The sequence below is a fragment of the Kushneria sinocarnis genome (assembly GCF_003633775.1).
Classification (GTDB): domain Bacteria; phylum Pseudomonadota; class Gammaproteobacteria; order Pseudomonadales; family Halomonadaceae; genus Kushneria; species Kushneria sinocarnis.
Genome location: NZ_RBIN01000004.1, coordinates 22,374 through 45,534 on the forward strand (window position 1 = coordinate 22,374; position 23,161 = coordinate 45,534).

Below are 23,161 nucleotides of genomic sequence, written 5' to 3' on the forward strand. Positions count from 1 at the left end.
AATCAGACTTCTTGCGCTTGGGGTGAAGAATCGGCACCGGTGCGTGACCAGTCGGGCGTCCGGCGGCGCGACCAGACCATCAGGGCGATGCCGGCCAGGATCATGGGAATGCACAGCAGCTGTCCCATGGTCATCCAGTCAAAGGCGATGAAGCCCAGCTGGGGATCAGGGCGGCGTACGAACTCCACCGAGAACCGGAAGAGGCCGTACAGCACCAGAAAAAGCCCCGAGATCAGTCCGCGCCGCCGCGGCTGTCGTGATACCCACCAGAGTATGGCGAAGAGAATCACGCCTTCCAGCAGAAATTCGTAAAGCTCCGAGGGATGACGCGGCTGCGAGCCGTACCGGGGATAGATCATCGCCCAGGGTACATCGGTCACCCTGCCCGGCAGCTCCTGATTGATGAAGTTGCCGAGCCGCCCGGCCCCGAGACCGATCGGCACCATGGGGGCGATGAAGTCGGTCAGCTGCAGGAAGGCCAGCCGATGGCGCCGGGCAAACAGCAGCGCCGCCATCAGGACCCCGATCAGCCCGCCATGAAAGCTCATGCCGCCATCCCAGACCTGGAAGAGCCACAGCGGATTGTCGAGAAAGCGCTCCCAGCCGTAGAACAGCACGTATCCCAGGCGGCCGCCGAGGACCACCCCGAGCGCGCCGTAGAAGATCATGTCGCCGACCTGGTCGCGGTTCAGGCCCAGCCGGGCGGCACGGCAGCGCGCCAGCCACCAGGCCGAGACAAAACCGATGACATACATGATCCCGTACCAGTGAATCTGCAGCGGGCCGATCGCAAAGGCCACGGGGTCGAACTCCGGATAGTGCATGTACATGCTTGATTCCACTCGGTTGACCGGGCTTGCCAGCGGGCTAGCCCAGCAGGAACTTGAAGGCCACCAGTACGATCAGGGCAGCGAAGATGCGCTTGAGCACCCGATTGGGCAGCGCGCTGGCCACCCGCGCCCCGAGTCGGGCGAAGGGAACGCTCAGAATGACGATACCCAGAAAGGCCGGCCAGTAGACATAACCGGTTGCCCACGGCGGCAGCCCCTCTGCCCCGCTGCCCACCCCCATGGCGGTCAGCGCACCGATCACGGCGATCGGGATGCCGGCGGCCGACGAGGTGCCCACCGCCTGTTTCATCGGCACGCTGCGCCATTCGAGAAACGGCACCGAGAGCGTGCCGCCTCCGATGCCGAACAGCGCCGATACCGCACCGATCACGCCGCCTGCCGAAATCATCCCCGGCCGGCCCGGCAGCGGTCGGCGCCCGCCCGGCTGCAGATTGAACACCAGCTTGATGGCCATCAGCAGAAAGAAGATGCCCAGCAGCAGCGACATGGCGCCACCGGAAAGCGCGCCGCCGATGAAGACGCCGAGCACCGCCCCGGCGATCAGCCCCGGCAGCAGCGGTAGCAGACAGTCGCGGCGGACATTGCCCCGCTGATAGTGCGCCCGGGCCGAGGAGAGCGAGGTCAGCGCAATCGTGGCCAGCGAGGTGCCGATGGCCAGATGCAGGATGATCCCTTCGGGAAGCTGCTGGAGTCCGAAGGCAAAGGCCAGCAGCGGCACGATCACGACACCGCCCCCGATGCCGAACAGGCCCGCCATGAAACCGGCCAGCGCACCAATGACTGGGTATAACAGGATGGACTCCACCCGACGCTCCTCTCTCCCGGGGCAAGGGGCGCCAGTTTAAAGGCAGCGCGCACGACTGTCATGCCACAGGATGATGTGCCCCGTCACACCGCTTTCAGGGCTTCGAACGCGCGGACAGCCATGGCAGCGAAAAGCTTCCTCAGCGGTCGTCACGGGGAGGCAGCAGATGCGCCAGCCCCCATTCACTCATGCGCTTGAACAGGTGGGCGTGCACCTCGGTCAGGGTCGGCAGGGCCAGCGTTTCGTCGGCCAGGGCACAGGCATGGTGGCTCTCCACCCGGCGAATGGCAGCACGTACCCGCGGCAGACTGGTGGCATTCATCGACAGGGTACGAAAGCCCATCCCGGCCAGCAGCAGGGCCCCGGCCGGATCCCCCGCCAGTTCGCCGCACACCGAGGTCGGGATGCCCAGCCGCTCGGTGTCCCGCGCCAGCCGCTGCAGGGCATGCAGCACCGCCGGATGACAGGCGTCGTACAGGCCGGCCACACGGGCATTGTTGCGATCCACCGCCAGCAGATACTGGGTGAGGTCGTTGCTGCCGACCGAGAAGAAATCGACCCGGGTTGCCAGCGCATCCAGCAGGTAGAGTGCCGAGGGCACCTCGATCATCACGCCCAGCCGCGGGCGCTTGACGTCCAGCCCGTCCTCGCGCAGCTCCTCGATGGCACGATCGAGCAGCCGCAGCGCCGTGTCGATCTCCTCGATGCTGGAGATCATCGGCAGCAGCAGACGCAGGTTATCGAGACCCTCGGCGGCGCGCAGCATGGCCCGCAGCTGGACCATCAGCACCTCGGGGTGATCGAGCATCACCCGGATGCCGCGCCAGCCGAGAAACGGATTGGCCTCCTCGATGGGGAAGTACGGCAGATCCTTGTCACCACCGATATCCAGCGTGCGCATCACCACCGGCAGCGGCGCAAAGCCGGAGAGCTGGTCGCGGTAGAGCCGCGCCTGCTCCTGCTCGCTGGGAAAGCGCTGATGCATCATGAAGGGGACCTCGGTGCGATAGAGCCCGACGCCATCGACCCGAGCGCTCAGCGTACTGCTCAGTTCCGCGGTAAGCCCGGTATTGACCATCAGCCGGATACGCTCACCGTCACGGGTTTCGGCCGGCAGCGACTGCTCGCCCTCCAGCACTTCCGCCAGTGCCCGCTCCTCGTCGATCAGACTGGTATAGCGTGCCTCGAGGTCGCTGTCCGGCCGCACGATCAGCTTGCCGCGATGGCCATCGACGATCATCCGCGTGCCCGAGAGCCGGGAGAGCGGCAGGTCGGTCATCCCCAGCACCGCAGGAATGCCCATCGCCCGCGCCAGAATGGCCACGTGGGAGGTATTGGAGCCGCGTGCGGCCACCAGCCCGACCAGCTTGTTGCGCGGCACTTCACCGAGCTGGGCGGCGCTGATCTCGTCACCGACCAGCAGTGTCTGATCCGGGTAGCGCGCCGGCGAGGCACTGCTTTCCTGCTGCAGATGCCCCAGCACCCGACGCCCGAGATCGCGGACATCGGCGGCGCGCTCGCGCAGATAGTCATCGTCGACCCGCTCCAGATACTGCACATGACGACGCACCACCTGCGCCAGCGCCCCCGGCGCCCACTGGCCGTCGCGAATGCGGTTCTCGACCTCCTGGCCCAGCGCCGCCTCACCCAGCATCTGCTGATAGACATCAAAAAGCGCCTGCTCCTGGGTGGAGATTCGGCTGGCCAGCCGCTCGGCCGCCAGCCGGATATCCTGACGCACCCGGCCGATGGCATCGTGCAGGCGGCGCACTTCCAGCTCGATATCCTCGGCGGCGCGCTCGGGCACGGCGTCCAGATTGGCCGGCGGAATCACCACGAAGGCTTCACCGATCGCCATCCCCGGCGAGGCGGCCACACCACTCAGCACGGCCTGGCCATCGGGATCGCTCAATCGCGCCAGCGCCCCGGTCGCCAGCGCGTGCATCAACACGCCCGAGAGCTGGGCGGCCATGGTGATCAGAAAGGCTTCCTCACCCTCTTCGAAGCGGCGCATCTCGCGCTGCTGAACCACCAGTACGCCCAGTACCCGGCGCTGATGAATGATGGGCACGCCCAGGAAACTGGAGTAGCGCTCCTCGCCCGTTTCGGCGAAGTAGCGAAAGCCCGGATGGGCGGGGGCATTTTCGAGGTTGAGCGGCTCCTCGCGCTGGCCCACCAGGCCGACCAGCCCCTCGCCCGGACGCAGGGTGACATGGCCGATGGCGCCGGCATTGAGTCCGATGGTATCCATCAGCACGAAGCAGTCGTGCTCCTCGTTGCGCAGGTAGACCGAACACACATCGGTCTGCATGGCCTTGCGAATGCGACGCACGATGATCGACAGTGCCGCATCCAGGCTGCGGGCACCGTTGACCTCCTGAATGATGCGTCGAAGCACCTCGAGCATGGCGGAAGATCATCCCTGGTTGTTGTGAGGTCCGAAGGCCCCGTGGCACTCCCTGCCCGGGATCGGACCGAAATCGACAGTGTCTCAGCGCTCGAGCCGCTCGCCGGTCAGTACCAGCCGGGGAGCCAGTTCATGCAGCGCCCGGCGGTAGACATCGCGCTTGAAGGAGACGACCTGACCGAGCGGATACCAGTAGCTGACCCAGCGCCAGCCATCGAATTCCGGCTTCGGGGTACTGTCGACGCAGATGCGCGTCTCCTGGCAGCGGATACGCAGCAGGAACCATTTCTGTTTCTGGCCGATACACAGTGGACGTGAGTGAGTTCGGATCAGACGCCTGGGTAGACGATAGCGCAACCAGCCACGGGTACAGGCGAGCACATCGACGTCATCGGCGCACAGGCCGATCTCCTCTTCCAGCTCGCGGTACAGCGCCTGCTGCGGTGTCTCGTTGGCCTGAATCCCCCCCTGCGGAAACTGCCAGGCATTCTGTCCGACCCGTCGCGCCCACAGCACCTGGCCTTCGCAGTTGGCAATGATGATGCCAACATTGGGCCGGAAGCCATCAGGGTCGATCACGGGTACTACCTTCACTGAAATCTGTTACCGGCATTCTTCCACAAAGCGCAAAAGCGCATCAACAAGGCTTGTGTCAAGGCGTGACGCTGATCGTGGCGTGCTCATCAACCCTGTTACCGAGTGTGAGTTCCTGCCATCATGACCCTCTGACATGGCGCGACAGCCGACGCGCTCAAGCAGTCACCAGGCAAGGAGAGATGCGTGCGTCTGGCCATTTTCGATCTCGACAACACCCTGCTCGGCGGCGACAGCGACCACAGCTGGGGCGAGTTTCTGGTAGAGCAGGGAGCGGTCGACGCCGAACACTACCGGCGCGAGAACGACCGTTTCCACGAGGACTACAACAACGGCGTGCTGGATATCGACGCCTATCTGCGCTTTGCCCTGGCACCGCTGGCCGAGCACCGCCCGGAGCAGCTGGATGCCTGGCACCGGCAGTTCATGGCCTCACGCATCGAGCCGATGATCCTGCCCCGTGGCGAAGCCCTGCTCGCCGAACACCGGGCACGCGGCGACCAGCTGCTGATCATCACCGCCACCAACCGCTTCGTCACCGGCCCGATCGCCGAACGCCTGGGCGTGGCGGATCTGATTGCCATCGAACCCGAACGTCGCGAGGGACGCTATACCGGCCGGGTCAGCGGTGTCCCCAGTTTCCGGGAGGGCAAGATCACCCGCCTCGAGCAGTGGCTGGCCGAGACCGGGCACTCGCTCGAGGATGCCTGGTTCTACAGCGACTCCCTCAACGACCTCCCCCTGCTGGAACGGGTCGATCATCCGGTCGCGGTCGATCCCGATCCCGCACTGGCCGCCATTGCGCGCGAGCGGCACTGGCAGATCATCAGCCTGCGCGATGAGTGATTCACGTCAGCTGCGGATTCGCGCTTACCCAGGGGATTCCTTATAATGAACCCCAGCAGCCATAACTCCGGGCTTTTCGTTGTAAATCAACAACGCGACGAGGAGTTATACTAACGATCAGGGTCCTGTTGATCCCATCGAATCATCCACTGATCAGCGTGCCTGCCCGCTACACCGTCACTGCTTCCGTCAGGCATCACCTGGTGCGTCGGGTCATTTCAGGCAACTGGTTCGCACAACGACGAGCGTGAGTAGCCATGGCAGCAACGACATACGATGTCCTGATTGTAGGCGGCGGTGTATCCGGCACTGCCCTGCTTTACGAACTGGCCCGCTACACGGATCTGAAGTCGATCGGCCTGGTCGAGAAATATGACAGGGTGGCGATCGTCAACTCGCACGGGCGCAACAACAGTCAGACCATCCACTGCGGCGATATCGAGACCAACTACTCCCTCGACAAGGCCCGGGTCACGCAGCGCACCGCCGGCATGATCGTCAACTTCGGCACCAAGCTGCCCGCCGAGGAACGCGACAATATCATCTTCAAGTATCCCAAGATGGTACTGGCCGTCGGCGACAAGCAGTGCGACTTCCTGCGCCGGCGCTTCGAGACCTTCAGTGAGCTCTTTCCGCGCATGAAGCTGATGGAGCGCGATGACATCGCTGAAGTCGAGCCGCAGGTGGTCGAGGGGCGCGACCCGAATCAGCAGATCGTGGCGCTGGGCTCGACCGACGAGTACACCGCGGTCAACTACACCACGCTTTCGGAAGCGTTCATCAAGTACGCCGAGCAGGATGCCGAGCGCAAGGGCATGGACTGCGACGTGCACCTCTCCACACCGGTCGAGGACATCGTCAAGGAAGGCGACCTGTTCAAGGTGCACACCCCCAATCACGGCGTGCTGCAGGCGCGCTACGTGGTCGTCGCGGCCGGTGGGCATTCGCTGCTGTTCGCGCACAAGATGGGCTACGGCCTCGACAAGTCCGTACTGCCCATGGCGGGCTCGTTCTACTTCACGCCGAAGGTACTCAACGGCAAGGTCTATACCATCCAGAACGAGAACCTGCCCTTTGCCGCCGTGCACGGCGACCCGGACGTACTGGTGGAAGACAAGACCCGCTTCGGCCCCACGGCGCTGATGCTGCCGCTGCTGGAGCGCTACAACTCGAAGACCTTCTCCGAGTTCCTGCGCGTGTTCCGCTTCGACTCGAGCGTGGCGAAGGTCTTCTGGGACCTGCTCAAGGTGCCGGATATCCGCAACTACGTGTTCAAGAACTTTCTCTACGAAGTCCCGGTGCTGCGCGAGAAGCTCTTCCACAAGAGCATTCAGCATATCGTGCCCGGCGTGAAGTCAAGCGATGTCACCTTCGCCAAGGGCTTCGGTGGCGTTCGCCCGCAGCTGATCGACAAGAGCTCGAAGAAGCTGATGATGGGCGAGGCGAAGATCGATCCGGGCACCGGCATCGTCTTCAACATGACGCCCTCCCCCGGCGGCACCAGCTGTCTGGGCAATGCCGAAAAGGACATCCTGCTGGCCCAGCAGCATCTCGGCTTCAACTTCGACCGGGAGACCTTCGAGCGCGACCTGCTGCAGGGCGAGGTGGAATTGCGCGAGCAGAAGGGCCCTGCCACCAGTGAGGCCACCCAGCAGGTCGAGGGCTGAGCCCGGCCCGCCCGACCGATGGCATGATCGCAAAAGGGCCCCCGAGGGGGCCCTTTTGGTGGTGCGCCGAAAGTGGGCTCAGGCGTCGGCCGCCGCAGGCGAGGCGGCTCGCCCGCCTCTGCCGGCCCCGGGGCGGTGAGCGAACATCAGCCCCAGTGCCAGCGCGATCAGTACCACGAAACCGATCAGGGTCCAGCCCGGCAGGGTCAGCCCCAGCCAGCGCGCCGAGATGTTGGCGCATTCACCCGAGCCACGCAGCACCTGGGTAATCACGCTCTGGATCGGCAGCGCATCGAGCATGTAATCGAGCCCCGGCCCGCAGCTGGGTACCTGCTCCTCGGGCAGACGCTGGATCCAGACATGACGCCCCGCGATCAGCGCGCCGGCGACACTGCCGAGCAGGGCGATGCCGCCGTAGACCACCCGCCCCCAGCGCCCGGCGTTATGGCAGATGCCGATCAGAAAGCCGAGCAGCGCCCCCAGCACCGCGACACGCTGAAAGATGCACAGCGGGCAGGGCTCCAGCCCGAACCCGTACTGCATGATCAGCGCCACTGCCAGCATGAAGACACAGAACCCTGCCCCCGCCAGCGACCAGGCGCGGCAGGAGGCCCCGGACATTAACGCCATTGCCATGATCCTCGTTGGTGATAACGGCAGATACCGTCCGCTGACACTCAGGCTTCCTGGAAGGTATGGGGCTGACGGGCCCGTTCGAAATAGCGTGCCAGAAACTCGGCAAACGCCACGTCGTCATCGCCCTCGGTATCCCGCTGCTGCTCATGGGAGGTTTCGCTGAGCTGCTCGAGCAGCGCCTCCCGCGCCCGATCCATCGGTGTCGACCGGAACCACTCGGCCTGACGGCGCGCCTGGTCGGCCACCCAGTCCACGAAATCGCACTGCTCTTCGCGCATCAGCCGCTCCAGCCGCCCGGCCGGCGTGAGACCGGGATCGTCGATGCGCGGCGCCAGCGCCTGCAGGGCAGCCTGATGAGGCGTGGCGTCCTCGCCGCTGTCGAGCAGCCGTGCCACCTTGTCGAGTTCGGCGAAGATCTCGTGGGCGCAGGTGCTCATGCGGCGCGGGCCATCGGCAAAGTCGAGCTCCAGACCGGGCTGGCGTCCATAGCGCACCACCCGGGCACGGTTGTCATCGAGGCGATCGCACTCGGCATCCGGAATCCACGGGCTCTCGCGCAGCAGACACCAGACCAGAAAGGTATCCAGAAAGCGGATCTCGGTTTCGTCGATGCCCAGCGGCAGGAACGGGTCGAGATCGAGACAGCGCACCTCGATATATTCGACGCCGCGGGCCTCCAGGGCCTGGGTGGAGGTTTCATCGTGACGCGCCACCCGCTTGGGGCGGATATCACTGTAGTACTCGTTCTCGATCTGCAGGATGTTGGAGTTGAGCTGGCGCCACTCGCCGTCCTGCTCGACGCCGATACGCTCGTAATCCGGCCACGGTGTGGCGATCGCATGGCGCAGCGTGCCGACATAGTTTTCCAGCGAGTTGAAGCAGATGCGCAGCTGCTCCTGGACCTTGTTCTGATACCCCAGATCACTCATCCGCAGCGTCGAGGCCGTGCTCGAAAGCAGCGTGTGCTCGCCGTGGTGGTCGAGCCCGGCATCGCGCCCGTCGAGAAAGCTGCGATCAACCGCCGGCGAGGCACCGAACAGATACATCAGCAGCCAGCTGTTGCGCCGGAAGTTGCGGATCAGATCGAAGTAGGCGCGCGAACGGTAGGCATTGGGCGAGGCACTGCTCTCCCCCTCGAGCTGCTGAAGTTCGCTCCACAGCGCATCGGGCAGGGAGAAGTTGTAGTGAATCCCCGCGATCGACTGCATGATGCGGCCGTAGCGCACATCCAGTCCGCGTCGGTAGACATGCTTCATGGTGCCGACATTGGAGTGGCCGTAGTCCGCGATGGGCACGCTGACGTTGCCCTGCAGCCGTGACGGCATGCTGGCCGGCCAGATCAGTTCGTCACCGAGATAGCGGTAGGTGAAACGATGCAGATCGGCGAGAAAGTCGAGCGCATCCTGCGGCCGGCAGAACACCGGCGTGATGTATTCCAGCAGCGCTTCCGAATAATCGGTGGTGATGTGCGGATGGGTCAGCTTCGAGCCCAGTGCCCGGGGATGCGGCGTCTGCTCGATACTCCCCTGCTGATCAACACGCAGCCCTTCCTTTTCGATCCCACGGCGTATGCGGGCGAACAGACCCCGCTGGGCCGCCCCTTTCAATCCCTCGATACGACGGGCGAGTTGCTCGGACAAGGTTGACCACCTTCTCTTGCGGGAGTGCGGGTCGTGGCAGGCGCGGGCCGGCTTGTCGGCACCGTCACTCCGGTCGGTTTCGCCGGCAGCACCGGCGGTTGCTGTGATACGGGACCCGAGTCCCCGAATGGTCCCTCATTATGGAGACCTGGGCCCGGCTTTCAAGCGCCCGGGTCGCGGTTCAGCGGTAGCGCACAGCCACCGCCGCCCGTTCAGCGCCGGCGATCGGCGCCGGCCTTCTTCAGCGCCTCGGCCATGGCCCCCTGCGCCGGGGCCTCGCGCTTGCGCTGCTGCCGGGAGTCATTGCCTGACGAGCGTTTCGACTCGCGCCGGCCCTGATCGTTCGCCCGGCCGCCGTCGGGGGTGTCATCGAGTCGCATCGACAGGGCAATGCGCTGTCGCGCCAGATCGACCGACATCACCTTGACCTGAACGATGTCACCGGCCTTGACCACCGAACGCGGATCCTCGACAAAGCGGTGGGAGAGCGCCGAAATGTGCACCAGCCCATCCTGGTGAACCCCGATATCGACGAAGGCGCCGAAGTGCGTCACATTGGTGATCACTCCTTCAAGCACCATGCCGGATGCCAGATCACTGACCTTCTCCACGCCCTCCTGGAAACGGGCAAAACGGAAGGCCGGCCGCGGGTCACGCCCCGGCTTGCGCAGCTCGCCGAGAATATCGCTCACCGTGGGCACGCCAAAGCGCTCGTCGGTATAGTGCCGGGCGTCGAGCGACCCCAGAAAGGCTTCATCACCCACCAGGCTGCCCAGCTGCCGGCCGTTTTCGCGCGCGATGCGCTCCACCACCGGATAGGCTTCGGGGTGCACGGCCGAGCCATCCAGCGGATTGTCACTGCCATTGATCCGCAGGAAGCCGGCACACTGCTCGAAGGTCTTCGGCCCCAGCCGGCTCACTTCAAGCAGCTGGCGCCGGTTGGCAAAGGTGCCATTGGCATCCCGCCAGGCAACGATATTCTCCGCCAGCGACTCGTTGAGCCCCGCCACGCGGGTGAGCAGTGCACTCGAGGCGGTGTTGAGATCGACGCCCACGCCGTTGACGCAGTCCTCGACCACGCCATCGAGCGCTCGCGCCAGCTGAAGCTGGGAAACATCGTGCTGATACTGTCCGACGCCGATCGATTTGGGGTCGATCTTGACCAGTTCGGCCAGCGGATCCTGCAGCCGGCGGGCGATCGACACCGCGCCGCGCAGGGTGACATCGAGCTCGGGAAACTCCCGGGCGGCCGTCTCGGAGGCGGAATAGACCGACGCTCCGGCCTCGCTGACCATCACCCGAGTGAGCGTGCGATCGTCGAACTGCGCCACCAGCTCGGCGGCCAGCCGATCGGTTTCGCGACTGGCCGTCCCGTTGCCCACCGCGATCAGCGATACCTCATGTCGGCGACAGAGCTGCGCCAGTGTCTCCAGCGAGGCCCGCCACTGGTTCTTCGGCGCGTGTGGATAGATGGTGGCGGTATCCAGCAGCCGGCCGGTACCATCGACCACCACGACCTTGACCCCGGTCCGCAGCCCCGGATCGAGCCCCAGCGTGACGCGTGAGCCCGCCGGCGCCGCCAGCAGCAGATCCTTGAGATTGTGGGCAAAGACGGCAATGGCCTCGCTTTCGGCCCGCTCGCGCAGCTGCCCCAGCAGTTCGGTTTCAAGGTGGGTATAGAGCTTGACCCGCCAGGCCCAACGCACCACCTCCTTCAGCCAGCGATCCGCAGCCCGGCCGGCATCGCGGATACCGAAGACGCGGGCGATCTCGACCTCCATGGGATGAACCGAGGCCTCCTCCTCGTCGGGCAGCCTGAGCGCCAGCCCCAGCACCCCTTCATGGCGGCCGCGAAACATCGCCATGGCCCGGTGGGAGGGCACCTTCGCCAGCGGTTCGCGATGGTCGAAGTAGTCCGCGAAGCGCGCACCGTCGCTCTCCCTGCCGGCGATCACCGTGGCGACCAGCTCGCCCTCCTGCCACATGCGCTCGCGCAGCCGCCCGACCAGTTCGGCGTTTTCGGAAAAACGCTCCATCAGGATCTGTTTGGCGCCATCCAGAGCCGCTTTGGGCTCACCGATGCCCTGCTCGGCATCGACATACGCCTGCGCCGTGTCTTCGGGATCAAGCGTGGGATCATTCAGCAGAGCATCGGCCAATGGCTCGAGCCCCGCTTCACGGGCAATCTGCGCCTTCGTGCGACGCTTTTTGCGATACGGCAGATAGAGATCCTCGAGACGCTGCTTGGTCTCGGCCGCCATGATCTGCGCCTGCAGGGCCTCATCCAGCTTGCCCTGCTCCTCGATGGCGGCCAGTACCGTGTCGCGGCGCTCGTCGAGTTCGCGCAGATAGCGCAGCCGACTCTCCAGGCTGCGCAGCTGGCCATCGTCGAGACCGCCGGTCACCTCCTTGCGGTAGCGGGAGATGAACGGCACCGTGGCGCCCTCGTCGAGCAGGGCGATGGTGGCTTCGATCTGGCCGATTCGAACCTCGAGTTCACCGGCCAGCCGTTCGGCAATCGGAGTAAGTGCGTGACTCATGACACCTGACTATCGGCTCGTGGATGGCGCCAGGGTACCACGAAAGGCGCCCTCATGCCCCGGCAAAACGACAGCGGGGAGCGCCTGAGCGCTCCCCGGAGCAGCGTGCCACTCCCGATCTGCTGCAGTCGAGAGTCTGCTTCAGTCGAGAGTGGGGCCCGCGGCAACGATGGCCTCATCGACCCCTTCGAATCTGTGGAAATTCTCAACGAAACGATTGATCAGCTCACGTGCCCGGGCCTCGAAGGCCGCCTGATCCGACCAGGCCCGACGCGGATCGAGCAGTCGCTCATCAACCCCGTCGACGTGGGTCGGCACTGCCAGGTTGAGCCCTTCAAGCCACTGCGTCTCGACGCCCTTCAGCGCGCCGGAGTGGATGGCCGCGATGATGGCGCGGGTCGTTTTCAGGCTGAAACGCTCACCGCCCTCACCGAAGGCGCCACCGCTCCAGCCGGTATTGACCAGATAGACCCGGGAGCCGAAGGCCTCGATCCGCTTGATCAGCAGCTCGGCGTACTCGCGCGCCGGACGCGGAAAGAACGGGGCCCCGAAGCAGGTCGAGAAGGTGGCTTCCAGCGCGCTGGCACTGCCCGTTTCGGTCGACCCGAGCCGGGCCGTGTACCCTGACAGGAAGTGATAGGCCGCGGCCTCCCGCGACAGGATCGATACCGGCGGCAGCACGCCACTCATGTCACAGGTCAGAAAGATGAGCGTGGTGGGTTCACCGGCCCGCCCGGCCTCGACCCGCCTGTCGACGAACGACAGCGGATAGGCCGCCCGTGCATTCTGGCTCAGGCAGTCATCGCCGTACTCCGGCCGCCGGGCATCGTCGAGCACCACGTTTTCCAGCACGCTGCCGAACCGGATGGCGCGATGAATGATCGGCTCGTGCTCCTCGCTGAGATCCATGGTTTTGGCATAGCAGCCGCCCTCGAGGTTGAAGACGGTCCCCTCGCCCCAGCCATGTTCGTCATCGCCGATCAGATAGCGCGCCGGGTCCGCCGACAGGGTGGTCTTGCCGGTGCCCGAGAGACCGAAGAAGAGTGTCGTCTCGCCATCCTCGCCGAGATTGGCGCTGCAGTGCATCGGCAGCACGCCCTTCTCCGGTAGCAAAAAGTTCTGCACCGTGAACATCGCCTTCTTCATCTCGCCGGCGTAGCGCATGCCGGCGAGCAGCACCCGACGCCGGGCGAAGTTGATGATCACCGCCCCCTCGGAACGGGTGCCGTCACGCTCGGGATCACAGGCGAAGCCGGGCGCGCCGAGAATCGTCCACTCCCGCTTGTCCTTGGGATTGAACGGTGCCGGACGCACGAACAGGTTGCAGGCGAAGAGGTTATGCCAGGCGTACTCGGTGACCACCCGGATCGGCAGATAGTGCTCGGCGTCGGCCCCGACGTGCAGCTCGGACTCGAAGCGCGACTGCCCCTCCAGCCAGCCCTCGACCCGCTCCCACAGCGCATCGAAACGGCTGGCGGGAAAGGGCTGATTGACACTCCCCCAGTCGATCTCGGCACTGGTGGAGGGCTCATCCACGATGTAGCGATCCTTCGGCGACCGACCCGTGCGACTGCCGGTTTCGGCCACCAGCGCGCCATTGGCCGCCAGCCGGGCCTCGCCATTGAGAATGGCGTGCTCGACCAGCTCGGCAGGACTCGGGTTGAGGCGGGGCCGCGAGGCGCGCTCCCGGCTCGTGGTTGTGTTGCTCATGCGTTGTCCTCGGCGAAACCGCTTCTCTCCAGCCCGGTTACGGGTGCCGACCCGTCACCACCCCGGTCAGCGCCATGCACGGCTCATCCCGAACGGCATCAATGCCCGCGGGAAGCTGGGCAACGGCCCTCTTCACCGCTGCGTTGTCCCGGCGGCTCCGACGGAACGGACGAAGCCACGGCGGTTCACCATTATGGCAGAAACCCCGGGGGCGCGGAACGCGCCCCCGGGGTAGCTTCGGCAACCGGGCACGGCTGGCGCCCTGACACGCCGGGGCGCTGTCAGTGCACGATCGGCGAACTGTCGTCCGGGGAGTCGATCAGCGACTCCACCGCCGCCGCCGAAAACACGTAGCGGGTATTGCAGAAATGACAGTGGGTTTCGATCTCCCCCTGCTCGGCCACGATGCTGCGCAGCTCCTCGGCACCCAGCTGATGGAGCCCGTTGGCAAAACGCTCCCGGGAGCAGGTGCAGCCGAACTCGACCGGCGCGGGATCGAACAGCCGCGGATTGTCCTCGTGAAACAGCCGGTTGAGGGTATCCAGCGGCGCGAGATCGAGCAGCTCCCGCTGGCTGATGGTATCGGCCAGCATGGCCAGCCGGTTCCAGGCATCCGGATCCTGATTGCGCTCGTCGTCGGGCAGCTGCTGCAGCAGCAGACCGGCAGCGCCCTCGGCATCGGCCGCAAGCCACAGCCGGGTGGGCAGCTGCTCGGAACGCTCGAAGTAGGCCTCCAGACAGCCGGCGAGCGTATCGGCCTCCAGCCCCACGATGCCCTGATAGCGCTGCCCCTCCTTCGGGTCGAGCGTCATCACGATCTGGCCTTCACCGACCAGTTCCGCCAGCCCGGCGGAGTCGCCGGACACGGCGGTGACATCGTTGAAGCGGGCGATGGCGCGCAGCTGCTGGCCCTGCTCTGCCGTGGCCGGATTGGACTCCGCCATCAGCAGCGATACCGGGCCGTTGCCGCGCACCTCCAGGCTCAGTACGCCGTCGAGCTTGACGGTTGCCGTCAGCAGCGCCACGGCCGCCAGCATCTCGCCCAGCTGATGGGCGACCGGCTCGGGATAGTCGGCGTGGCGGCTGCGCACTTCGCGCAGGGTCTCGGGAGCATTGACCAGCTCACCGCGGACATTGGTCTGGTCGAAAATAAAACGTTGAATGCGATCCATGAAAGGTCTCGTGCGAAGTCGAGCGACGGCCGGAAGCATCCGGCCCGCCGCCTCGGCCTCGATGGTCAGTCGTCGGACATCTGCCGCTGAAAGCGCTGGATATCGCGACGATCGCGACGGTCCGGACGCCGCTTCGGCGGCTGCATGATCTGGTTGTTGAGGCGGCGGTTTTCCACGTCCTGCTGGCGACGCTCGGCGCTCTCTTCCGTCTCGCGGTAGAGGGTGCGGGCCTCGGGTGCACTGCGGCGCTTGTCGCTGACACCCAGCACTTCCACCTCGATGCGCGACCAGCCCTGGGGAATTTCCAGATGGGCACCGACCTCGACGGCCTTGCTGGTCTTCACCCGTCCACCGTTGTAGTGCACCTTGCCACCTTCAACAGCCTTCTGGGCCAGACCGCGGGTCTTGAAAAAGCGCGCGGCCCAGAGCCACTTGTCGAGCCGTACCTGGTCACTCATGCGCTCTCCTTGTGCTTGCCGGCATGATCTCGCGGCGTGGTTCACTGCCGGACCACTGTGGTCCGAATCAGCGTATACCCGATCCATGGGGGCAGGTCGTGCGGACTCAAGCCCCCATGACGGCTGCAAAGCGATCCAGACAGGTAAACGCCTCGCTGTCGACCGGCGCGCGCTGGCTGTCGGGCTGGCGAATCCCCAGCAGATGCCGGATGCCACTGGCCCGGGCGCACTGCAGCACGGCCGGATTGTCGTCGATCAGCAGCGTCCGCTGCGGATCATGGGGCTCATGATTCAGCAGCGCCTGCCAGAACTCCGGCGACTCCTTCGGCGCGCCCAGGTCCTCGGAAGAGACCAGCGCATCGACATACCGGTCCAGACCGGTGAGCTCGAGCTTCAGGGCCATCCCCGCACGATCGGCGTTGGTCGCCAGCACCACCCGCTGCGGCGCGGCATGCAGCCACTCGAGAAACGCCCGGGCATCGCTGCGATAACCGATCAGATGGCTGATCTCGCGCTTGAGGGTGAGCATGTCGACCTCGAGCTAGCGCTGCCAGTAGCGCAGGCTGTACCAGTCCAGCGTCCCGCGCTCGGCCAGGATACGCTCGACCAGGGCATGGCCATGCGACGTCTCGAGGCGATGGATCTCGCAGTAGCGCCGCGGCAGGTGCTCCAGCCAGAAATGGGTATCAAAGTGCAGATCCAGCAGGGTACCGTCCATGTCCAGCAGCACGGTATCGATATGACGCCAGTCGATCATGGGCAGTTCGCCACCGGGAATTCACCCTTCATTGTACGGGACGCATCGCTTCGCGCCCATCGCGGTGTCATCATGGGCGATCGTTGTGGAGGAAGCACTCATGTCACGTCATCACCGCCCCGTGATCCATCAGCGCCGCGAGGTCGCTGCCAGTCGCCTGTTTCGCATCGAGTCACTGGAACTCGAGTTTGCCAACGGCAATCGCCGTACCTTCGAACGCCTGCGCAATGCCGGTCGCGGTGCCGTGATGATCGTGGCCCTGCCCGATCCGGAGCATGTGCTGCTGATTCGCGAGTATGCCGCCGGCATCGACGACTACGTGCTGACCCTGCCCAAGGGCGTCATCGACCCCGGTGAGGACATGATCACCGCGGCCAATCGCGAACTCCAGGAGGAGTGCGGCTTCAGCGCCGCCCGTCTGGAACCGCTGATCGAGCTGACCCTGGCGCCCAACTACATGAATCACCGCATCAGTGTCCTCATGGCCAGCGAGCTGCAGGAGTCGCGCCTGCCCGGCGACGAACCGGAGCCGCTGACCGTCGAGCGGATGCCGCTGGAGCAGCTGGACAGCCTGCTGGCCACCGGCGAGCTGCACGAAGGCCGGGCCGTGGCAGCGCTGCTGATGGTCCGGGAGCGGCTGCGCGAGCGCCAGGAGCTGCCGACCCTGTGGTAGCCCCGGCACGGCAGGTGTGCCCGGATGAGCGTGGCAGGGCACGGGCATGAAAAAACCGCCGTCGGCGGACCGACGGCGGTGAATTCAGCTACGAACGGGGCAGCGGATTACTGCTGATCCTGGCCCTGGTCAACGCCGCCACCTGCCTGGGTGGGATCGCTGTCACCATCGGGCACGGTGCTCTCCATCTGCGAGGAGTGCCCCTGGCGACCGGTCGGCGTTTCAGCCGCACCGCTGGCGCCACGATTCATGTCCGACTGCTGGTTGTCCATGCCGGCACCAGCGTTGTGCTGATCGTCATTGCCGTCGGGCATGGCATTTTCCATCTGTGCGGAATGCCCCTGACGCCCGGTATCGGTGGCATCAGTGCTGGTGCGGCTGTTGTCCATGGTATCGGCCGTACTGGTCGCTTCGGAGCCCATCTTGGACTGGCCTTCATCATCCTGATAGGCCGAGGACTGACCCATCGCGGATTCGCTGTCATCGGCCGCCAGCGCCCCGACGGTCGGTAGTGCCAGCAGAGTCGAAACGGCGGCTACGGCAAAGGTTCTCTTCATCATGATTCCTTCCCTTGATTCCGGATTCCGGGATGGTGGAAGCCATCCGGTGCCATCCTGACACCATGCTTTAGCCGGGTAATCGGCTGAGGACACTCCGTGAAGTGGCGATGATTCGAAGACGGTGGCAACCATCCCGTTGATTTACACTCCAAAAGTTAGTCGCCAACCTTTCTTCTGTCAAAGCCGTGTACATCATGCGTACAAGTTTTTAAGAAAAATCCAGGCGAGAGCCTGATGACCCTCGCCCGGAACGACACCGTCACGTGTCGGGCAGCGGCGCCTGCAGAACCGATCAGATGACTCGGGTCTTACCGGTCATTGTAATCGCTCTGGTTGTCGCCATCGGGAAGCGTGCTCTCCATCTGTCCGGAGCGCCCCTGACGGCCGGTCGGGGTATCGTTGTCGAACTGTCCGCTGCCATTCGCTGTACCGCTGGGTGCAGGCGCAGTATGACTGGTGCCATTGCTCCACTGCTGATGACTGCCCTGACCGGAGTCGTGCATGGTGTCCTGCATCTGGGCGGAGCGTGGCTCGCGATCGGCCGGCGTGGCGTTATCGAACTGGCCGTTGCGGACATTGCCCCGGTCCTGATTGCCAAGGGTGTCTTCCATCTGCGCGGAACGCCCCTGCCGGCTGGTCGGGGTGCCGTTGTCGAACTGCGCATTCTGATCGGGCTGGCCGGCACACCCCTGCAGCGCGGTCAGGCCAAGACCGGCGATGGCGACAGCTGTCAAAGTCCTTTTCATGTGACTGCTCCCATTGTCCTGAATGATCACACTACGAATTTCTTGATCATCATGGTCGATTTCAACCCGTGCGTCTCATCGGTCGCCCGTTGCCCGGGAGTCGGTCTATTCTGGGGAGGGAGTCGCTGCCACTCCCGATCCTTTCCGATTCATCCCAGGAGGTCTGCATGTCCCAGGTTGTCTTCATTACCGGCGCCACCTCGGGGTTCGGGCGCGCCTGTGCCCACCGTTTTGCCGAAGCGGGCTGGTCGCTGGTACTGACCGGTCGCCGGCAGGAGAGGCTGGAAGACCTGAAAACGCAGCTCGGCAGCCGCGTGCCGGTGCATGTCGCGGCGCTGGATGTTCGCGATGACAGCGCCGTGAAGGCGGTTGTCGAGGCCCTGCCCGGCGATTTCCGGCCGATCACCGCCCTGATCAACAACGCCGGGCTGGCGCTGGCGCCGGAACCCGCCCAGCGGGCAGCGCTGGAAGAGTGGCACACCATGATCGATACCAACATCACCGGCCTGGTCAATGTCACCCACGCCCTGCTGCCCTCGCTGATGGAGCGCGGCGAAGGGGCCTCCATCATCAATCTGGGCTCGGTCGCCGGTCAGTGGCCCTATCCCGGCAGTCACGTCTACGGCGCCTCCAAGGCCTTCGTGCAGCAGTTCTCCTACAACCTGCGCTGCGATCTGCAGGGCACCGGTGTGCGGGTCACCGATGTTGCCCCGGGACTCTCCGAAAGCGAGTTCACCCTGGTGCGCAACCGTGGCGACCAGGCCGCCTACGACAAGCTCTACGGCGATACCACGCCACTGCAGCCGGAAGATATCGCCGAGCAGATCTTCCACGTGGCCACCCTGCCGGCGCACGTCAACATCAACCGACTGGAAATCATGCCCACTCGCCAGGCCTGGTCGCCCTTTGCGGTCGACCGCGACTGATCCGGCAGGGAGCCCCTTATCATGGATCACTTCTATAACCACCCCGATCGGCTGATCGCCGATGTGCTCGAAGGCGTGGCACTGACCACCGGCGTGCACTACTCCGAGGATCCGGCAGCCCGGATTTTGATGCGGCCCGACTGGCAGCCCGACCGCGAGGGCCGTGACCGCGTGGCGGTCATCTCCGGAGGCGGCTCCGGTCATGAGCCGGCACACGCCGGATTCATCGGCCAGGGCATGCTCACCGCCGCGGTCGCCGGCGAGCTGTTCGCCTCTCCCAGCGTGGAAGCGATACTGGCCGCCATTCGTGCCTGCTGTAGCGATGCCGGCTGCCTGCTGGTGATCAAGAACTACACCGGTGACCGGCTCAACTTCGGACTCGCCGCCGAGCGCGCCCGCGAAGAGGGCTACCGGGTCGCCAGCGTGATCGTCGCCGATGACATCGCCCTGCCCGATACCGACCAGCCCCGGGGGCTGGCAGGTACCGTGCTGGTCCACAAGGTGGCCGGCTTTCATGCCGAGCGTGGCGATGACCTCGACACCGTCGAACAGCGCACGCTGCACATGGTGCAAGGCGTGAAATCACTGGGCATGGCGCTTTCCAGTGCTGCCCTGCCGGGTCAGCGCGGCGAGCGCCGCAGCCCCGAGCTGGGGCTGGGCATTCACAACGAGCCCGGTGCCCGCCGGGTCGATCCGGGCACGGCCGAGGAAGCCGCGGCACTGGTCGTCGATCCGCTGAAGGAGGCGCTGACCGATACCGACAACACCCTGATGCTGATCAACAACCTGGGCGGCTGTGCGCCCCAGGAGATGCAGGTGCTGGCGCGCGAGTGCCTCAAGCGCTGGGGCAGCGACCGGGTACGCTGCCTGGTGGGGCCGGCCAGCCTGATGTCGTCGCTCGACATGCACGGCTTCTCGATCAGCGTGGTCGCCGCCGACGATGATCTGACCGAAGCCGTCACCGCACCGACCACGGCCGCCGCCTGGCCGGGCGCGACCACCGAACGGCAGGCGACAGCCTTCACGCCCACCTTCAGCCGCACCACCGAACCGGGCAGCGGGGCCCGCGACGCCGAGCGTGCCAGCCATCTGACCCGGCTTGCCGAGGCCATCCGCGACAGTGAAGCCGAACTCGACGAACTCGATGCCCGCACCGGCGATGGTGATGCCGGCGCCACCTTTGCTGCCGGCGCCCGGGCGATACTGGAAGCGCTGAAACAGGACCGGCTCTCCACCGGAGACGATGCCGAACTGGCCGGCGAACTGGGACGACTCTTCGCCAGTGCCATGGGTGGCTCGAGCGGCGTGCTGCTCTCCATCCTGATGACCGCCACCGCCCAGGCACTTGAAGCGGGCAGCGACTGGCCGAATGCACTTCAGGCCGGGGTCGAACGCATGCAGCACTATGGCGGTGCGCAGGAGGGGGACCGCACCCTGCTCGACGCCCTGATCCCGGCAGTGCGCACCCTGGTGGAGGGTAACCCGATGGCGGATGCGGCCCGCCGTGCCCGGGAAGGTGCCGATGCCACCGCGAAGCTGGAGCGTGCCGGGGCCGGCCGCTCGGCACAGGTGCCCTCGGAGTCGCTGAGCGGCGTGGTCGACCCCGGCGCCGAGGCGATCGCCCGGGCGCTGGAGGCGCTCGCCCGGAGCTGAACCGAGCGGGGGCGGCAGCACTGCGGTTCCGGCACAGTACTACCGCCGCCGCTCGACTACCCTGAAGAGGGTAGCGGTCGGCCACAACGCCACTCCCGTTCGCAGGGCGCATCAGCGCCTTCTCCCGAGCCAGGAGTGGCAATGACTGACAACAGCTACAATGAAATGTTCGAGCCTACGGGGGCGTGCCGGGCGCACTACGACGCCTATCAGCGCTGGCTGGCCGACACGCCCGAAGAGCTGCTCTCGCGCAAGCGTCATGAAGCCGATCTGCTCTTTCACCGTGCCGGCATCACCTTCACCGTCTATGGCGACGAATCGGGCACCGAACGCCTGATCCCCTTCGATCCGCTGCCGCGCATCATTCCGGCCCGCGAGTGGGCCATGCTGGAAGCCGGCTGCCGCCAGCGGGTGCAGGCCCTCAACGCCTTTCTGGACGACATCTACCACGACCAGCACATCCTGAAGGAAGGCCTCATCCCGGCCGAGCAGGTGCTGGCCAACCCCCAGTACCAGCTCGCCATGCAGGGCGTCACCCTGCCCCACGGCATCTACAGCCACATCAGCGGTGTCGATCTGATCCGCGATGGCAACGGTCGCTACTGCGTGCTCGAGGACAACCTGCGCATCCCCAGCGGGGTCTCCTACATGCTGGAGAACCGGCGCATGATGATGCGGCTGTTCCCGGAGCTCTTCACCCTCAACCGCATCGCGCCGGTCGATCACTACCCCAACCTGCTGCTGGAGACGCTGCGCTCGAGTACGCCGACCGACGCCCCCTGCGTGGTGGTGCTCTCGCCCGGACGCTACAACAGCGCCTATTTCGAACACGCCTTCCTCGCCCAGCAGATGGGCGTCGAGCTGGTCGAGGGGCAGGATCTGTTCGTCAGCGATGGCCGGGTGCGGATGCGCACTACCGCCGGCCCGCGGGTGGTGGATGTCATCTATCGTCGGGTCGATGAGGCCTTTCTCGATCCGCTCGCCTTCAACCCCGATTCCATGCTCGGCGTGCCGGGGCTGCTGTCGGTCTATCGCGAAGGCGGCGTGGTGCTGGCCAACGCGCTGGGCACCGGGGTGGCCGATGACAAGTCGATCTACCCGCATGTGCCGGCGATGATCCGCTTCTATCTCGACGAGGAGCCGATTCTCGACAACGTGCCCACCTGGCAGTGTCGTGATCCGGAGCAGTGTCGTCATGTGCTCGACCATCTCGGCGAACTGGTGGTCAAGGAAACCCAGGGTGCCGGGGGTTACGGCATGCTGATCGGCCCGGCGGCCAGCCGCGAACAGCTCGAGGAGTTCCGCCGCCGGGTGAAGGCCAATCCGGCCGGCTACATCGCCCAGCCGACCATGGCCCTGTCGACCTGCCCCACCTTCGTGGAAGCCGGCATCGCTCCTCGCCACATCGATCTGCGCCCCTACGTGCTGTCCAGCTCGCAGGGGGTACGGCTGGTCCCCGGCGGGCTGACCCGGGTGGCGCTGCAGGAAGGCTCGCTGGTGGTCAACTCCTCCCAGGGCGGCGGCACCAAGGATACCTGGGTGCTGGAAGACAACCCCACCTCGGAGACGTCATCATGCTGAGCCGTACTGCCGCCAACCTCTACTGGCTGGGCCGCTACATGGAGCGCGCCGACAGTCTGGCCCGCCTGCTGGATGTCAGCGCCCGGCTGGCACTGCTGCCGCGCTCCGCGGCACGCGAGGAGCTGACCGCCATCCTCAGCGTCAGCGGGGTCAGCGACGCCTTCTGGTCCATGCGCAGCCAGCTCGACGCCAACGCCCTGCTCAATTTCATGATCGGCGATATCAGCAACGTCTCGAGCATCCACAACTGCCTGCTGACGGCGCGCCAGAATGCCCACGCCGTGCGCGGCCACATCACCTCCGAAATGTGGGAAGCGGTCAACACCACCTGGCTCGAGCTGCGGGACTGGACCACGCCCGGCGTTACCCTGCGCACCGCGCCGGCCTTCTTCGACTGGATGCGCCAGCGCACCCATATCTATCGCGGTGCGCTTTACGGCACCGCACTGCGCGATGACGGCTTTCGCTTCATGCGCCTGGGCGGCTGTCTGGAACTGGCCGACAACACCCTGCGGCTGCTCGATACCAAGTATCAGATGATCGATCTGGCCGATGACGTGGCGATTCCCGATGCCACCGTGCGCGCGGAATATCTCTGGCAGGCGGTGCTCGAGGCGCTGGGCGCACGCGAGGCCTATACCCGGGCCTACAGCTATCTGATCGAGGCCGGCCAGGTGATCGAGCTGCTGATCCTGCGCGAGGATGTGCCGCGCTCGCTGCGCGCCTGTCTGGAGGAGCTGGTCGAACTGCTCGATGAGCTGGAAAGCCCCGGCGGCCGGCAGGCCAAGCGGCTGGCCGGTGAGCTGCATGCCCGGGTCCGCTACGGCGAGATCGCCGACATCGTCAGCTTCGGCCCCCATGACTGGCTGACCACCACCATTGATGATGTTGCACTGCTGGCACGGCATGTGCAGGCCGCCTATCTGGAGGTAACCTGAG

General features: G+C 65.5%; 21 protein-coding genes. 7 read left to right on the plus strand and 14 right to left on the minus strand.

What is annotated here, in order from left to right; genetic code table 11:
• Positions 1–2 precede the first annotated feature (2 nt).
• The 4 genes from lgt to C7446_RS06970 all read right to left on the minus strand — a co-directional run bounded on the left by lgt (position 3) and on the right by C7446_RS06970 (position 4,642).
• Complete coding sequence (lgt, locus tag C7446_RS06955; protein WP_121172690.1) at positions 3–824, minus strand: prolipoprotein diacylglyceryl transferase; 822 nt, start codon at positions 822–824, stop codon at positions 3–5.
• Positions 825–867: 43 nt separating this feature from the next.
• Positions 868–1,656: a sulfite exporter TauE/SafE family protein gene (locus C7446_RS06960; protein WP_121172383.1), complete on the minus strand. Its 789-nt coding sequence runs from the start codon at positions 1,654–1,656 to the stop codon at positions 868–870.
• Positions 1,657–1,795: 139 nt separating this feature from the next.
• Complete coding sequence (gene ptsP / locus C7446_RS06965; protein ID WP_121172384.1) at positions 1,796–4,063, minus strand: phosphoenolpyruvate--protein phosphotransferase; 2,268 nt, start codon at positions 4,061–4,063, stop codon at positions 1,796–1,798.
• 84 nt (positions 4,064–4,147) lie between these two features.
• Positions 4,148–4,642, minus strand: coding sequence for an RNA pyrophosphohydrolase (locus C7446_RS06970; protein ID WP_121172385.1), 495 nt, complete (start codon positions 4,640–4,642; stop codon positions 4,148–4,150).
• A 201-nt stretch (positions 4,643–4,843) separates the two neighbouring features.
• On the opposite strand from C7446_RS06970, the gene C7446_RS06975 reads away from it, so the two are divergent.
• Together C7446_RS06975 and C7446_RS06980 are read left to right on the plus strand one after the other, a co-directional pair.
• Positions 4,844–5,503 (plus strand): histidinol-phosphatase, encoded by a 660-nt coding sequence (locus tag C7446_RS06975; protein WP_121172386.1) that lies wholly within the window; start codon positions 4,844–4,846, stop codon positions 5,501–5,503.
• A gap of 257 nt (positions 5,504–5,760) precedes the next feature.
• Complete coding sequence (locus tag C7446_RS06980; RefSeq protein ID WP_121172387.1) at positions 5,761–7,170, plus strand: FAD-dependent oxidoreductase; 1,410 nt, start codon at positions 5,761–5,763, stop codon at positions 7,168–7,170.
• Positions 7,171–7,248: 78 nt separating this feature from the next.
• On the opposite strand, the gene C7446_RS06985 is transcribed toward C7446_RS06980, so the two are convergent.
• The 8 genes from C7446_RS06985 to C7446_RS16825 form a co-directional block, all read right to left on the minus strand.
• A complete protein-coding gene (locus C7446_RS06985) occupies positions 7,249–7,800 on the minus strand; it encodes a disulfide bond formation protein B (protein ID WP_342768352.1) in 552 nt (183 codons plus the stop codon).
• 47 nt (positions 7,801–7,847) lie between these two features.
• A complete protein-coding gene (gshA, locus tag C7446_RS06990) occupies positions 7,848–9,446 on the minus strand; it encodes a glutamate--cysteine ligase (protein ID WP_121172389.1) in 1,599 nt (532 codons plus the stop codon).
• A 212-nt stretch (positions 9,447–9,658) separates the two neighbouring features.
• Positions 9,659–11,986 carry a Tex family protein gene (locus C7446_RS06995; RefSeq protein ID WP_121172390.1) on the minus strand — a complete coding sequence of 776 codons (2,328 nt, stop codon included), beginning with the start codon at positions 11,984–11,986 and terminating at the stop codon, positions 9,659–9,661.
• Positions 11,987–12,127: 141 nt separating this feature from the next.
• Positions 12,128–13,696, minus strand: coding sequence for a phosphoenolpyruvate carboxykinase (locus C7446_RS07000; protein WP_121172391.1), 1,569 nt, complete (start codon positions 13,694–13,696; stop codon positions 12,128–12,130).
• A gap of 281 nt (positions 13,697–13,977) precedes the next feature.
• Positions 13,978–14,868, minus strand: a complete 891-nt coding sequence (hslO, locus tag C7446_RS07005) for an Hsp33 family molecular chaperone HslO (protein ID WP_121172392.1) — start codon at positions 14,866–14,868, stop codon at positions 13,978–13,980.
• Positions 14,869–14,933: 65 nt separating this feature from the next.
• Positions 14,934–15,326: an RNA-binding S4 domain-containing protein gene (locus C7446_RS07010; protein WP_121172393.1), complete on the minus strand. Its 393-nt coding sequence runs from the start codon at positions 15,324–15,326 to the stop codon at positions 14,934–14,936.
• A gap of 106 nt (positions 15,327–15,432) precedes the next feature.
• Entirely contained in the window at positions 15,433–15,855 is a 423-nt protein-coding gene (locus tag C7446_RS16820) for an HAD-IA family hydrolase (RefSeq protein ID WP_342768353.1), read from the minus strand.
• Between the two features lie 12 nt (positions 15,856–15,867).
• Positions 15,868–16,083 (minus strand): HAD family hydrolase, encoded by a 216-nt coding sequence (locus C7446_RS16825; protein ID WP_342768354.1) that lies wholly within the window; start codon positions 16,081–16,083, stop codon positions 15,868–15,870.
• Positions 16,084–16,183: 100 nt separating this feature from the next.
• On the opposite strand from C7446_RS16825, the gene nudE reads away from it, so the two are divergent.
• Positions 16,184–16,756: an ADP compounds hydrolase NudE gene (gene nudE, locus C7446_RS07020; RefSeq protein WP_121172394.1), complete on the plus strand. Its 573-nt coding sequence runs from the start codon at positions 16,184–16,186 to the stop codon at positions 16,754–16,756.
• A gap of 107 nt (positions 16,757–16,863) precedes the next feature.
• On the opposite strand, the gene C7446_RS07025 is transcribed toward nudE, so the two are convergent.
• Both C7446_RS07025 and C7446_RS07030 read right to left on the minus strand, forming a co-directional pair.
• Positions 16,864–17,316 (minus strand): hypothetical protein, encoded by a 453-nt coding sequence (locus C7446_RS07025; protein WP_147408737.1) that lies wholly within the window; start codon positions 17,314–17,316, stop codon positions 16,864–16,866.
• A 308-nt stretch (positions 17,317–17,624) separates the two neighbouring features.
• Complete coding sequence (locus C7446_RS07030; RefSeq protein WP_147408738.1) at positions 17,625–18,062, minus strand: hypothetical protein; 438 nt, start codon at positions 18,060–18,062, stop codon at positions 17,625–17,627.
• A gap of 167 nt (positions 18,063–18,229) precedes the next feature.
• Between C7446_RS07030 and C7446_RS07035 the strand changes: the two genes are divergently transcribed.
• The 4 genes from C7446_RS07035 (at position 18,230) to C7446_RS07050 (ending at position 23,160) form a co-directional block, all read left to right on the plus strand.
• The gene (locus tag C7446_RS07035) at positions 18,230–18,988 is read left to right on the plus strand and encodes an SDR family NAD(P)-dependent oxidoreductase (RefSeq protein ID WP_121172397.1); all 759 of its coding nucleotides are present in this window, start codon (positions 18,230–18,232) and stop codon (positions 18,986–18,988) included.
• A 21-nt stretch (positions 18,989–19,009) separates the two neighbouring features.
• On the plus strand, positions 19,010–20,641 hold the full coding sequence (locus C7446_RS07040) for a dihydroxyacetone kinase subunit DhaK (RefSeq protein ID WP_121172398.1): 1,632 nt from the start codon (positions 19,010–19,012) through the stop codon (positions 20,639–20,641).
• 141 nt (positions 20,642–20,782) lie between these two features.
• Positions 20,783–22,222 (plus strand): circularly permuted type 2 ATP-grasp protein, encoded by a 1,440-nt coding sequence (locus C7446_RS07045; RefSeq protein WP_121172399.1) that lies wholly within the window; start codon positions 20,783–20,785, stop codon positions 22,220–22,222.
• Positions 22,216–23,160 (plus strand): alpha-E domain-containing protein, encoded by a 945-nt coding sequence (locus C7446_RS07050; protein ID WP_121172400.1) that lies wholly within the window; start codon positions 22,216–22,218, stop codon positions 23,158–23,160. Before C7446_RS07045 ends, C7446_RS07050 begins: the two co-directional genes overlap by 7 nt.
• The last annotated feature ends 1 nt before the right edge of the window (position 23,161 follow it).

Coding starts and splice junctions, on each gene's coding strand:
- lgt (WP_121172690.1), bottom strand. CDS start 824: ATGCACTATCCGGAGTTCGACCCCGTGGCCTTTGCGATCGGCCCGCTG.
- ptsP (WP_121172384.1), bottom strand. CDS start 4,063: ATGCTCGAGGTGCTTCGACGCATCATTCAGGAGGTCAACGGTGCCCGC.
- C7446_RS06980 (WP_121172387.1), top strand. CDS start 5,761: ATGGCAGCAACGACATACGATGTCCTGATTGTAGGCGGCGGTGTATCC.
- C7446_RS06985 (WP_342768352.1), bottom strand. CDS start 7,800: ATGGCGTTAATGTCCGGGGCCTCCTGCCGCGCCTGGTCGCTGGCGGGG.
- C7446_RS06995 (WP_121172390.1), bottom strand. CDS start 11,986: ATGAGTCACGCACTTACTCCGATTGCCGAACGGCTGGCCGGTGAACTC.
- C7446_RS07000 (WP_121172391.1), bottom strand. CDS start 13,696: ATGAGCAACACAACCACGAGCCGGGAGCGCGCCTCGCGGCCCCGCCTC.
- hslO (WP_121172392.1), bottom strand. CDS start 14,868: ATGGATCGCATTCAACGTTTTATTTTCGACCAGACCAATGTCCGCGGT.
- C7446_RS07010 (WP_121172393.1), bottom strand. CDS start 15,326: ATGAGTGACCAGGTACGGCTCGACAAGTGGCTCTGGGCCGCGCGCTTT.
- C7446_RS16820 (WP_342768353.1), bottom strand. CDS start 15,855: ATGCTCACCCTCAAGCGCGAGATCAGCCATCTGATCGGTTATCGCAGC.
- C7446_RS16825 (WP_342768354.1), bottom strand. CDS start 16,083: ATGATCGACTGGCGTCATATCGATACCGTGCTGCTGGACATGGACGGT.
- nudE (WP_121172394.1), top strand. CDS start 16,184: ATGTCACGTCATCACCGCCCCGTGATCCATCAGCGCCGCGAGGTCGCT.
- C7446_RS07025 (WP_147408737.1), bottom strand. CDS start 17,316: ATGATGAAGAGAACCTTTGCCGTAGCCGCCGTTTCGACTCTGCTGGCA.
- C7446_RS07030 (WP_147408738.1), bottom strand. CDS start 18,062: ATGAAAAGGACTTTGACAGCTGTCGCCATCGCCGGTCTTGGCCTGACC.
- C7446_RS07035 (WP_121172397.1), top strand. CDS start 18,230: ATGTCCCAGGTTGTCTTCATTACCGGCGCCACCTCGGGGTTCGGGCGC.
- C7446_RS07040 (WP_121172398.1), top strand. CDS start 19,010: ATGGATCACTTCTATAACCACCCCGATCGGCTGATCGCCGATGTGCTC.
- C7446_RS07045 (WP_121172399.1), top strand. CDS start 20,783: ATGACTGACAACAGCTACAATGAAATGTTCGAGCCTACGGGGGCGTGC.
- C7446_RS07050 (WP_121172400.1), top strand. CDS start 22,216: ATGCTGAGCCGTACTGCCGCCAACCTCTACTGGCTGGGCCGCTACATG.